Source organism: Pseudomonas sp. GNP013 (assembly GCF_054343995.1).
Genome location: NZ_JBTGUT010000001.1, coordinates 1,682,572 through 1,694,947 on the forward strand (window position 1 = coordinate 1,682,572; position 12,376 = coordinate 1,694,947).

General features: G+C 60.9%; 11 protein-coding genes. All 11 read right to left on the reverse strand.

Annotation, left to right across the window (positions count from 1 at the left end):
• Positions 1-36: 36 nt before the first annotated feature.
• Complete coding sequence (locus ACXX81_RS07640) at positions 37-711, reverse strand: NuoB/complex I 20 kDa subunit family protein (protein ID WP_012724951.1); 675 nt, start codon at positions 709-711, stop codon at positions 37-39.
• Positions 712-721: 10 nt separating this feature from the next.
• Positions 722-1,135: an NADH-quinone oxidoreductase subunit A gene (locus ACXX81_RS07645; RefSeq protein WP_015372409.1), complete on the reverse strand. Its 414-nt coding sequence runs from the start codon at positions 1,133-1,135 to the stop codon at positions 722-724.
• A 636-nt stretch (positions 1,136-1,771) separates the two neighbouring features.
• Entirely contained in the window at positions 1,772-3,097 is a 1,326-nt protein-coding gene (gene aceA, locus ACXX81_RS07650; RefSeq protein ID WP_209982845.1) for an isocitrate lyase, read from the reverse strand.
• Positions 3,098-3,276: 179 nt separating this feature from the next.
• On the reverse strand, positions 3,277-4,002 hold the full coding sequence (locus ACXX81_RS07655; protein WP_209982842.1) for a secretin N-terminal domain-containing protein: 726 nt from the start codon (positions 4,000-4,002) through the stop codon (positions 3,277-3,279).
• Positions 4,003-4,220: 218 nt separating this feature from the next.
• A complete protein-coding gene (locus ACXX81_RS07660) occupies positions 4,221-4,643 on the reverse strand; it encodes a GNAT family N-acetyltransferase (protein ID WP_209982841.1) in 423 nt (140 codons plus the stop codon).
• Positions 4,636-5,802: a ribosomal protein uL16 3-hydroxylase gene (locus ACXX81_RS07665; RefSeq protein ID WP_209982839.1), complete on the reverse strand. Its 1,167-nt coding sequence runs from the start codon at positions 5,800-5,802 to the stop codon at positions 4,636-4,638. The genes ACXX81_RS07660 and ACXX81_RS07665 overlap by 8 nt, the downstream gene beginning before the upstream one ends.
• 83 nt (positions 5,803-5,885) lie before the next feature.
• Positions 5,886-7,256: an adenylosuccinate lyase gene (gene purB, locus ACXX81_RS07670; protein ID WP_458571440.1), complete on the reverse strand. Its 1,371-nt coding sequence runs from the start codon at positions 7,254-7,256 to the stop codon at positions 5,886-5,888.
• 125 nt (positions 7,257-7,381) lie between these two features.
• Positions 7,382-8,005 (reverse strand): high frequency lysogenization protein HflD, encoded by a 624-nt coding sequence (gene hflD, locus ACXX81_RS07675; RefSeq protein WP_209982835.1) that lies wholly within the window; start codon positions 8,003-8,005, stop codon positions 7,382-7,384.
• The gene (mnmA, locus tag ACXX81_RS07680; protein WP_209982833.1) at positions 8,002-9,126 is read right to left on the reverse strand and encodes a tRNA 2-thiouridine(34) synthase MnmA; all 1,125 of its coding nucleotides are present in this window, start codon (positions 9,124-9,126) and stop codon (positions 8,002-8,004) included. The genes hflD and mnmA overlap by 4 nt, the downstream gene beginning before the upstream one ends.
• A 59-nt stretch (positions 9,127-9,185) precedes the next feature.
• Positions 9,186-9,632 (reverse strand): NUDIX hydrolase, encoded by a 447-nt coding sequence (locus ACXX81_RS07685; RefSeq protein WP_209982831.1) that lies wholly within the window; start codon positions 9,630-9,632, stop codon positions 9,186-9,188.
• A gap of 133 nt (positions 9,633-9,765) precedes the next feature.
• On the reverse strand, positions 9,766-11,991 hold the full coding sequence (locus tag ACXX81_RS07690) for an NADP-dependent isocitrate dehydrogenase (RefSeq protein WP_231423826.1): 2,226 nt from the start codon (positions 11,989-11,991) through the stop codon (positions 9,766-9,768).
• Positions 11,992-12,376: the final 385 nt, after the last annotated feature.

Genomic DNA, 12,376 nt, shown 5'->3' on the forward strand with positions numbered 1-12,376 from the left:
GGCCAGGTGTTCGTTCTATAGAAGAAGCGGGCTGGATCAGACTTCGTCGGGGCTGCGCAGGTTGGTGACTGCGATTCGCTGTTCGCGGCGCTGTTCCTTTTGTGACGGCATCTCGGCGCGGTACACGCCTTGATCGCCGACGACCCAGGAAAGCGGGCGACGCTCCTTGCCAATCGATTCCTGCAGCAGCATCAAGCCTTGCAGAAAAGCTTCAGGGCGGGGCGGGCAGCCAGGCACGTAGACGTCCACGGGCAGGAACTTGTCCACCCCCTGAACCACGGAGTAGATGTCGTACATGCCACCGGAGTTGGCGCACGAACCCATGGAGATAACCCACTTTGGCTCGAGCATTTGCTCGTAGAGGCGCTGAATGATCGGCGCCATCTTGATAAAGCAGGTACCGGCGATAACCATGAAGTCCGCCTGGCGCGGCGATGCCCGGATAACTTCGGCGCCAAAGCGCGCGATGTCGTGGGGCGCCGTGAAGGCGGTGGTCATTTCCACGTAGCAGCACGAAAGGCCGAAGTTGTACGGCCACAGGGAGTTTTTACGCCCCCAGTTGACCGCGCCACTCAGCACGTCTTCGAGCTTGCCCATGTAGATGTTTTTGTGGACTTGGTCTTCTAACGGATCGGAGACGGTTTCCCGTTCGCCGATGGGGTACTGATCGTTAGGAGCATCCGGGTCGATCCTGGTGAGATTGTATTGCATCGCCAAAGCCTCATTGTTTCAGCTTCGCTTGCCGCTTGCGACGAGCTTCCGGAGCCCAGTCAAGGGCGCCCACTCGAAATAGGTAGACAAGGCCTGCCAACAGAATTGCTATGAAAACGAGGGCTTCGACGAATCCGGTCCAGCCGCTTTCGCGGACGGACACAGACCAGGCAAAGAGAAAAAGGGCTTCGATATCGAAGATCACGAAGAGCATCGCGACCAGATAGAATTTGGCTGAGAGCCGCAAGCGGGCGCCACCTGTAGGCAGCATGCCGGATTCGAACGGTTCATTCTTGCTGCGCCCCCAGGCTTTTGACCCGAGGAGGCTGGAGACGCCGAGCATGAAGGCGCAAAGCCCCACAACACCGAGGAGGAAAATGGCAAAGCCCCAGTTGTGGGCGATGAGTCCTGTCGCTTCGGTCATGCTGGAAATCCTTAACAGAGAGCAAAGGTCTCTGAGCTCGAAAAAGTAACGATGCAGTGACGATATGTCGCACTGCAATCAATCCCGGTGATTTTATGGCTAAACACCGGGCAAGTAAAATTCCTGCGGCGAAATTATTCGGTGGATGAAGCACATAGTGCACCTTTGTGGGGCTGTAGCCCTTGCTCTGCGGGCATTAGCGGGCTTTGAATCAATTACGTCTTGTTTAAGCTATAACGAAGTTTTCAGCGGCCAAATGATAATGAATATTGTTTGTGTGGGGTTTAAGCGATTGTTTCTCATGTGGCGGGGGAAGTTGCCGTTACTTGCTTGAGTGTCGCTTAGTTGTCGCAGCGATTCTTTTAACCGATTCGGTGTGTGCGAATACCGCTCTGGATCAATGTTTTGCGCAAAATTCCTTGTGGGAGGGGGCTTGCTCCGGATAGCTGAGTATCAGCCAACTCATCTGTTGCTGATCCACCGCTATCGGGAGCAAGCCCCCTCCCACATTTGGTCTGTAGTGCATCGGTAGGTTTTGTGCAGGCAAAAAAACGCCCCGAACCAGTCGGGGCGTGATTGTTGCGTGGCACTGCAGTTAGGTCTTCCCTGGGGTCGCAGTGGCCGTGTACGCGTTACTTAGTGGAACTGCTCCTCTTCAGTCGAACCCTTCAGCGCAGTCACCGACGAGGTGCCGCCCTGGATCACGGTGGTCATGTCGTCGAAGTAGCCGGTGCCCACTTCCTGCTGGTGCGCCACGAAGGTGTAGCCCTTGGCGGCGTCAGCGAACTCCTGCTCCTGCAGCTTCACGTAGGCGGTCATGTCGTTGCGGGCGTAGTCGTGCGCCAGGTTGAACATGCTGTGCCACATGTTGTGAATGCCGGCCAGGGTGATGAACTGGTGCTTGTAGCCCATGGCCGACAGTTCGCGCTGGAACTTGGCGATGGTCGCGTCGTCCAGGTTCTTCTTCCAGTTGAAGGACGGCGAGCAGTTGTAGGACAGCAGCTGGTCCGGGTATTCCTTCTTGATCGCTTCGGCAAAACGACGCGCTTCGTCCAGATCCGGCTTGGCGGTTTCGCACCAGATCAGGTCGGCATACGGTGCGTAGGCCAGGCCACGGGCGATGGCCTGGTCGAGGCCGGCGCGCACCTTGTAGAAACCTTCCTGAGTGCGTTCGCCGGTCACGAACGGCTGGTCGTACGGATCGCAATCGGACGTCAAGAGGTCAGCCGCGTTGGCGTCGGTACGGGCAAGGATAATGGTCGGGGTGCCGGCCACGTCGGCGGCCAGGCGCGCAGCGGTCAGCTTCTGTACCGCCTCCTGGGTCGGAACCAACACCTTGCCGCCCATGTGGCCGCATTTTTTCACCGAGGCCAACTGGTCTTCGAAGTGCACGCCGGCAGCGCCTGCCTCGATCATGCTTTTCATCAGTTCGTAGGCGTTGAGTACGCCGCCGAAACCGGCTTCGGCATCGGCCACGATGGGGGCGAAGTAGTCAATGTAGCCTTCGTCGCCCGGGCCTTTGCCGGCTTTCCACTGGATCTGGTCGGCACGGCGGAACGAGTTGTTGATGCGCTTGACCACGGTCGGCACCGAGTCCACCGGGTACAGCGACTGGTCGGGGTACATGGATTCGGCGGAGTTGTTGTCCGCCGCCACTTGCCAGCCGGACAGGTAGATCGCCTGGATACCGGCTTTTACCTGCTGCACGGCCTGGCCGCCGGTGAGGGCGCCCATGCAGTTGACGAAATCCTTGTCGGGGCGGAAGGACGGCTTGGCGCCCTGGGTGACCAGGTTCCACAGCTTCTCGGCGCCGAGTTTGGCAAAGGTGTGCTCAGGTTGAACCGAGCCGCGCAGGCGGACGACGTCAGCAGCCGAATAAGCGCGGGTCACGCCTTTCCAGCGTGGGTTTTCAGCCCAGTCTTTTTCGAGGGCTGCAATTTGCTGTTCGCGTGTCAGTGCCATGGAGATAAACCTCGTCGTCGCGTCTTGTTAGGGTTCAAGGGCCCCTTGCCAGGGCCCTGGATTAGCGGGAGCGAGGCCATCATGCACAGCCTTTTTTGGGGCGTCAAATGTTTTGTAGTGCTTTTTTAAAAGCACTACATATTTGCCTTTGTGCGACTTGTCAGTCAGTTTTTGGTGCCTCAGTTCAGGCTGTCGACTTTGACCCGTACAGTCAGGTCATCGCGGCCCTGAGTAGAGTAGCTGCGGGTTGTAGAGGATTTGTCGGCTTGAGTCGCGCGGTTGATGCCGGCCAGGGAAATCCACTCGCCCAGGCGACCGCTGACGGTTGTGTCGGTACTTTGCACATTCACTACATCGGGACGTTCCTGGCTCATACGGTCACGGTTGGTACTGATCGCCAGGTGAACGGTCTCGCCGGTGACGCTGGCCGTGACGTAGAAACCCTGGGTGACATTGCGGTACTGGGTCTGATTCTGCAGGCGGCCGTAACTGTCCTGCTGAGTGCTGGTCAGCGGCACGCTCTGGCCCACCTGGATCAGTGCGGGCACGCCTTCGCTGGCCTGGATCTGCTGGATGCCGCCTTCACGGCTCTCGGTGCTGTAGCTGATCACCTGACCATTGGTTTGCTGGTTGTTTTCATGGGTGTCGACGGTGATCAGCAGGCGCTTGGCGGGTGTGTCCAGCTGCGCGAGCAGGGCGCGCAAACCCTCGATTTTATCCGGTTGCGCATTGACGATCAGCTGATTGCCATAGGCGCTGACGGTGCCGTCCTTGCCAATGAAGTTTTGCGCCACGGGCAGCAGGTCGGCGCTGGTGCGGTTGCTCAGGTCGACCACGGCCGTGTCGGCCATGGCTGACACGCTGGTGGTCAGGAGGAGGGCGGTGAGCAGGGTGCGTAGGGACATGTCCGTGATCTCTGCAATTCATTTGGCTTGATAGTGCCAGTTTGTCGGCCTGGCAGGGCGCAAGTTGAATATCAGGCAGCAAAATGCCCTGGCAAGGCAGGGCATTTTATGGTGTTGCTGAAACAGCCATCGGGGGCAAGCCCCTCCCACACTTGAAGATGTACTCGGTCAAAATGTGGGAGGGGGCTTGCCCCCGATAGCTGCGACGCGGTCCTGGATCAGTCCCCGCGCACCATATCCACATGCGGAATCCCGACCTCAAGAAACTCATCGCTGACAATCTTGAAGCCCAGCCGCTCGTAAAACGGCGCCGCGTACACCTGCGCACTGAGGAACTGCCGGGTCTGCCCGCGTTGCTCGGCCACGCCGATCACCGCTTCCATCAGCTTGTCGCCCACTCTCAGTCCACGCCAGTCTTTAAGTACCGACACGCGGCCGATCTCGCCGCTGGGCAGCAGGCGCGCGGTGCCAATGGGAAAGTCGCCTTCAAACGCCAGAAAATGCATGGCACCCGCGTCGTCCGCGTCCCACTCCAGCTCGGGTGGAACCGATTGTTCCGCGATAAACACCGCTTCACGAATGCGCCGAATCTCGTCGATATCCTTTCGCCAGTCCGCGACACTTACGTGAATCCTATTCATCGGCGAACCCCAGGCTGCCCTGCTTGACCAGCTCGCACAGCAGGTCACGGCTGTCTTCGTCGGCCAGCCATGGGCCGAGGTTGTCGCTGTGCAGCGCATCGGCCGAGCACACCAGCTTCAGCAGCTCGCGCAGCTTGCCTGGCAGGTAGCGGCTCTGGCCGCTGGCGAACAGCAGCACGTCGTCGTCGACTTCCGACCAGGCCAGGCGCGCGCTTGGGTTGCGCACCAGGATCGCGCCGTCCTGCAGGCTGGCAATGAAGTCGTCTTCGCCCAACTCTTCGCCGGCCACCAGTTCCGGGTAGCGCGGCTCGGTCATGAACTGGCCGAACCAGGTGAGCAGCATGCGCTCGTCGCTCATGTGCTCGGCCAGCAGGCTCTTGAGGCGGTCGAGGGCGTCGCTCTGGATCTGGTGTGGGTCGCTGACCGGCTGTGCATCGGCGTCGGTGTAGCGTTCTTCGTCGGTCAGGTACTGGCTGAGGAAGTCGGTGAAGTGGGTCAGCACTTCGGCGGCGCTTGGCGCGCGGAAACCCACCGAGTAGGTCATGCAGTCGTCTTCGGCGATGCCAAAATGGGCCAGGCGCGGCGGCAGGTAGAGCATGTCGCCCGGCTCCAGCACCCATTCGGCGCTTTCTTCGAAGTCGGCGAGGATGCGCAGGTCGGCATGCTGCAGCAGCGGGCTCTCCGAGTTGCACATCTGGCCGATCTTCCAGTTGCGCTTGCCCTGGGCCTGCAGCAGGAACACGTCGTAATTGTCGAAGTGCGGGCCCACGCTGCCGCCCGGTGCGGCGAAGCTGATCATCACGTCGTCAATGCGCCAGCTCGGCAGGAAGCGGAACTGTTGCAGTAGCTCGGCCACTTCCGGCACGAACTGGTCAACCGCCTGCACCAGCAGGGTCCACTCGCGCTCGGGCAGGGTGCTGAAAGCGTCTTCGGCGAACGGCCCGCGACGCAGTTCCCATGGACGTTCGCCATGCTCGATCACCAGGCGCGATTCGACTTCTTCTTCCAGCGCCAGGCCTGCCAGTTCGTCGGCGTCGATCGGGCTTTCGAAATCGGGGATGGCCTGACGGATCAGCAAGGGTTTCTTCTGCCAGTAGTCGCGCAGGAACTCCCGTGCCGTGATGCCGCCCAAGAGTTGAAGAGGGATATCAGGATTCATGTGTAACCTATTGAAAAAAAGCACTTTTAAGACTGAAATGAAAACGCCCGGCGCGGCCGGGCGTCTCAAGGGTCTTGCGATGGTCAGATGCGCTTGGCTTGCGCGACAGCGTTGCCGATGTAGTTGGCCGGCGTCAGCAGTTTCAGCTCGGCTTTGGCCGCGGCTGGCATGTCCAGGCCGTCGATGAAAGTTTGCAGCGCTTCAGGGCTGATGCCCTTGCCGCGCGTCAATTCTTTCAGCTTTTCGTAGGGGTTTTCGATGCTGTAGCGGCGCATCACGGTCTGGATCGGCTCGGCCAGCACTTCCCAGCAAGCGTCCAGGTCAGCGGCGATTTTCTGCTCGTTGAGCTCAAGCTTGCTGATGCCTTTGAGGCTGGCTTCGTACGCGATCACGCTATGGGCAAAGCCCACGCCGAGGTTGCGCAGTACGGTGGAGTCGGTCAGGTCGCGCTGCCAGCGGGAGATCGGCAACTTGCTGGCCAGGTGCTGGAACAGTGCGTTGGCGATGCCGAGGTTGCCTTCGGAGTTTTCGAAATCGATCGGGTTGACCTTGTGCGGCATGGTCGAGGAACCGATTTCGCCGGCAATGGTGCGCTGCTTGAAGTAGCCCAGGGAGATGTAGCCCCAGATATCACGGTCGAAGTCGATCAGGATGGTGTTGAAGCGCGCAATGGCGTCGAACAGCTCGGCGATGTAGTCGTGGGGTTCGATCTGCGTGGTGTAGGGGTTGAAGCCCAGGCCCAGCTCGTCTTCGATGAAGGCGCGGGCGTTTTCTTCCCAGTCGATCTCGGGGTAGGCCGAGAGGTGCGCGTTGTAGTTGCCCACGGCGCCGTTGATCTTGCCCAGCAACGGCACGGCCGCCACCTGAGCGATCTGGCGTTCCAGGCGATACACCACGTTGGCCAGTTCTTTGCCCAAAGTGGTCGGCGAGGCCGGTTGGCCGTGGGTGCGCGACAGCATCGGCACGGCGGCGAAACGGATGGCCAGCTCACGGATGGCCTCGGCAGTCTGGCGCATCAGCGGCAGCATCACGTCATCACGGCCTTCGCGCAGCATCAGGGCGTGGGACAGGTTGTTGATGTCCTCGCTGGTGCAGGCAAAGTGGATGAACTCGCTGACCTGGGCCAGTTCCGGCAGCTTGGCCGCCTGCTCCTTGAGCAGGTACTCAATGGCTTTGACGTCGTGGTTGGTGGTGCGCTCGATCTCTTTCACACGCTCGGCGTGCTCCAGGGCGAAGTTGTCCGCCAGGGTGTTGAGCACTGCGTTGGCTTCGGCGGAGAACGCCGGCACTTCGCTGATGCCAGGGTGAGCGGCCAGGCGCTGGAGCCAGCGCACTTCAACCAGCACGCGCGCACGGATCAGGCCGTACTCGCTGAAAATAGGGCGCAGGGCCTGGGTTTTGCCGGCGTAGCGGCCGTCAACAGGGGAAACCGCAGTGAGCGAAGAAAGCTGCATGGGGTGCTCTCGGACAGTCGGGCAACGAAATGGGGCGCGTATCATACATGAAAAGATCCGCCGGTCCGTTGCCAACTGACCGGCGTATTACGCGTAGCGGCGTGAAAACAGTCTGTTGCGGCGACTTATTCGTTGCGCATCAACGGGTAAAGCTCTTTGAGCAATTTGCGTCGGCTGATCACCAGCTGCCAGCGATGGCCGCCCAACTGACGCCACAACCGCGCCGAACGAATACCGGCCAGCAGCAGGGCGCGGATCTTCGAGGCGTTGTTCGGTTGCTGCAGGTTGCGCATGTCGCCGTGCACCTGGATGCGCTGGCGCAGGGTGCTCAGGGTGTCCTGGTACAGCGCGCCGCAGGCGGCGACCACGTTTTCGTGGGCCGGGCCGAAGTGTTCGACCTGGGACTGGATCTGCGGCAGGCGTTTGCCGATGGTGTCGAGCAGGTCGTCGCGCTTGGCCAGTTGACGCTCCAGACCGAGCATCGACAGGGCGTAGCGCAACGGCTCGCGCTGCAGGGTGCTGGGGTCGCGCTCCAGGGCGCCGATCAGTGCGCGGTAGCCTTCACGCAGCGCCAGATCGTCGCCACCGTAGACTTCCAGAGTGTCCTTGGGGTCGCGGATCAGCAGGCTGCCGAGCATGCAGGTCAGGCCGGCTTCGGTGACCTGGCCGGTTCTGGCGATCTTGTCCACCAGCACCGCCGCGAGGAACACGCCGCCGAGCGCCGTCAATTGCTCCTGGGTCGGGCTCATGCCGGGTGGCTCCAGGCTTGCGCGACTTCAATCACGCCGCCGCCCAGGCAGATTTCGCCGTCGTAGAACACCACGGACTGGCCTGGCGTGACCGCGCGTTGCGGGTCGTCGAAGGTGGCGCGGTAGCCGTTGGCGGTTTTTTCCAGGGTGCAGGGCTGATCGCCCTGGCGATAGCGCACCTTGGCGGTCAGGCGACGCGGCGTGCTGAGGTCTACAGGGTTGACCCAGTAGATCTCGGAAGCGAGCAGCGCGCCGGAGAACAGCAGCGGGTGCTCGTTGCCCTGGCCGACGATCAGCACGTTGTGTTCCAGGTCCTTGACCAGCACGTACCACGGCTCTTCGCCGGCGTCCTTCAAGCCGCCGATGCCCAGGCCCTGGCGCTGGCCGATGGTGTGGTACATCAGGCCGTGGTGGCGGCCAATCACTTCGCCTGAAGGGGTTTTGATCTCGCCCGGCTGCGCCGGCAGGTACTGCTTGAGAAAATCGCTGAAACGGCGCTCACCGATAAAGCAGATGCCGGTGGAGTCTTTCTTCTTGGCGGTGGCCAGGCCGTGTTGCTCGGCGATCCTGCGCACTTCGGGTTTTTCCAGTTCGCCCACCGGGAACAGGGTCTTGGCGATCTGTTCGCCGCCGACGGCGTGCAGGAAGTAGCTCTGGTCCTTGTTCGGGTCCAGGCCCTTGAGCAATTCGGTGCGGCCATCGATATCGCGGCGGCGCACATAATGCCCGGTGGCGATCAGGTCGGCGCCGAGCATCAGGGCGTAGTCGAGGAACGCCTTGAACTTGATTTCGCGGTTGCACAGGATGTCCGGGTTCGGCGTGCGGCCGGCCTTGTATTCGGCCAGGAAGTGCTCGAACACATTGTCCCAGTACTCGGCGGCGAAGTTGGCGGTGTGCAGCTTGATGCCGATCTTGTCGCACACGGCCTGGGCATCCGCCAGGTCGTCCATGGCGGTGCAGTATTCCGTTCCATCGTCTTCTTCCCAGTTCTTCATGAACAGGCCTTCCACCTCATAACCCTGCTCCATGAGCAGAACGGCGGAAACGGAAGAATCCACGCCGCCGGACATGCCGACGATGACGCGCTTCTTTTGTGTGTCAGAAGGGGCTGGATCACGCATAGGGTTTCAACGGGTGTCTTGAAAAAGGACGCGATTCTAGCAGGCCGCAGCCGCTAAGGCTAAAGAGAAGGGCGGATCAATTCCAGACTGTGCTTCTGGCCGGCCAGATAATCATCGATACAGCGGATGATCAGCTCGCTGCGCCAGTCGGCGCGCAGGGCGATCAATTCGTCGCGGGACAGCCAGCGGGCGCGCAGGATGCCTTCGTCGAGTTGATAGTCGGTGTGGTGCTTAAGCGCTTTGGCGATAAAGCATACACGCTGGTAGGTCACGCCATTGCTCGGTGCGGTGTAGAGATAAATGCCGACGATGCCGGTGGCTTCGACGTCCCAACCGGTTTCTTCGAGGGTTTCGCGCACGGCGGCTTCGGTGAGGGTCTCATTGGGCTCCAGATGCCCGGCGGGCTGATTGAGCACGGCGCGGCCGCCCTTGAGTTCTTCGACCATCAGGAAGCGGCCGTTGTCTTCGACGAGGGTGGCGACGGTGATGTGGGGGAGCCAGGTCATGGGCAAGTCTCTCTATGCCAGTGTGGGTGGGAGCAAGCCCCCTGCCACAGTTTGATCGGGTTTCTTCAGTGACTGAGCGGTGGAAACACAAACCCCGGCACTCGGCCGGGGTTCGTGGTACTGCGTTACAGCCTTACTTCAACTTGGCAATCGCCGCATTGAGCGTATTGCTCGGGCGCATGGCCTTGCTGGTCAGCTCAGGGTTCGGCGCGTAGTAGCCACCGATGTCCACAGGCTTGCCCTGTACGGCGTTGAGCTCGGCAACGATGGTTGCTTCGTTCGCGGCCAGGGTTTTCGCCAGTTCGCCGAACTGCGCCTGCAGCGCGGTATCTTCAGTCTGGGCGGCCAGGGCCTGGGCCCAGTACAGCGCCAGGTAGAAGTGGCTGCCGCGGTTGTCGATGTTGCCGACTTTGCGCGAAGGCGACTTGTTGTTGTCGAGGAACTGTCCGGTGGCCTGGTCCAGGGTTTTGGACAGTACCAGCGCTTTCGGGTTGTTGTACGTCACACCCAGATGCTCAAGGGACGCGGCCAGGGCCAGGAATTCGCCCAGGGAGTCCCAGCGCAGGAAGTTTTCTTCCAGCAGTTGCTGCACGTGCTTGGGCGCCGAACCGCCGGCGCCGGTTTCGAACAGGCCGCCGCCGTTCATCAGCGGCACGATCGACAGCATCTTGGCGCTGGTGCCCAGTTCCATGATCGGGAACAGGTCGGTCAGGTAGTCGCGCAGGACGTTGCCGGTCACCGAGATGGTGTCCAGGCCCTTGCGGGTGCGCTCCAGGGTGAACTTCATCGCGTCGACCGGCGACATGATGCGGATGTCCAGGCCTTCGGTGTTGTGGTCTTTCAGGTAGGCCTGAACTTTTTCGACCACGACACCATCGTGCGCGCGCTGCGGATCGAGCCAGAAGATGGCCGGGGTGTCGCTGGCGCGGGCACGGTTGACGGCGAGCTTGACCCAGTCCTGAATCGGCGCGTCCTTGGTCTGGCACATGCGGAAGATGTCGCCGGCTTCGACGGTCTGTTCCATCAGCAGGTTGCCCTTGCTGTCGGTGACGCGCACAACGCCGTCAGCCTTGATCTGGAACGTCTTGTCGTGGGAGCCGTACTCTTCGGCTTTCTTGGCCATCAGGCCCACGTTCGGCACGCTGCCCATGGTAGTCGGGTCGAAGGCGCCATGAGCCTTGCAGTCTTCGATGACCGCCTGGTAGATGGTCGCGTAGCAGCGATCCGGGATCACGGCCTTGGTGTCGTGCAACTGGCCGTCGGTGCCCCACATCTTGCCGGAGTCACGGATCATTGCCGGCATCGAGGCGTCGACGATCACGTCGCTCGGCACGTGCAGGTTGGTGATGCCCTTGTCGGAGTTGACCATCGCCAGGGATGGGCGAGCGGCGTAGACCGCCTGGATATCCGCTTCGATCTGCGCTTGCTGCTCGGCCGGCAGGGCCTTGATGCGTGCGTACAGGTCGCCGATGCCGTTGTTCAGGTTGAAGCCGATCTGCTCAAGCACGGCGGCGTGCTTGGCCAGGGCGTCCTTATAGAACTCGGCAACGATCTGGCCGAACATGATCGGGTCGGAGACCTTCATCATGGTGGCTTTGAGGTGAACCGACAGCAGCACGCCCTGTTTCTTGGCGTCTTCGATTTCGGCGGCGATGAAGCTGCGCAGTGCGTTTTTGCTCAGCACGGCGGTGTCGATGATTTCGCCGGCCTGTACCGAGGTCTTTTCTTTGAGGACGCTGGCAGTGCCGTCCTGAGCGACCAGTTCGATCTTCACTGCGTCAGCGGCGTCGATCTGTACGGATTTTTCGCTGCCGTAGAAGTCGCCATTGCTCATGTGCGCGATGTGGGACTTGGAGTCAGCTGCCCAGGCGCCCATTTTATGCGGGTGCTTGCGCGCGTAGTTCTTGACCGACAGCGGTGCGCGGCGGTCGGAGTTGCCTTCGCGCAGTACCGGGTTCACGGCGCTGCCCTTGACCTTGTCGTAACGCGCACGGGTTTCTTTTTCCGCGTCGGTGGTTACGGTTTCCGGGTAGTCCGGCAGGGCATAGCCCTGGGCCTGCAGTTCCTTGATCGCGGCTTGCAGCTGCGGGGTCGAGGCGCTGATGTTAGGCAGCTTGATGATGTTGGCTTCAGGGGTTACGGCCAGGTCGCCCAGTTCGGCGAGGTGGTCCGCTACAGCCTTGGCGCCCAGTTGCTCGGGGAAGCTTGCGAGGATGCGCCCGGCGAGGGAAATATCGCGGGTTTCCACGGCAATATCAGCGGAAGCGGTGAAGGCCTCTACGATAGGCAGCAATGAATAGGTGGCGAGGGCCGGGGCTTCGTCGGTGAAGGTATAGATGATCTTCGAGCGGGTGGGCATATTCGGATTAACTCTCTTCATTTGCTGAAAGCGTGCGCAGAAACTCGAGATGCGCCTGGGTTGAGCGCGTTCGTTCAAAGTCATCCATGAGCGAAATGTCGAGGTTTCTTCGCGGTGATGTTGAGTTGCATCAGTCGAGCGTCAAGCGGGTGGACTATTGTAGTAGTCCGGCTCGGCAGCTGAAGGCACCTGTTCCAGAGCGGTCAGCCGTCGTGACTCTTGGGTCAGCGGCGGCATTATACATAGGTCGCTATGCTCACGCAGAGCCTTCACACAAAAGGTGTGTCGTCCATTGGTCTAAAGGTCGCAGGCGGGCGGGGCAGGCTTGAGGTTGCGCGATGTGCTCAGGATTGGCGATTTTGCCATGGGTATAAAGCTTGTAGGC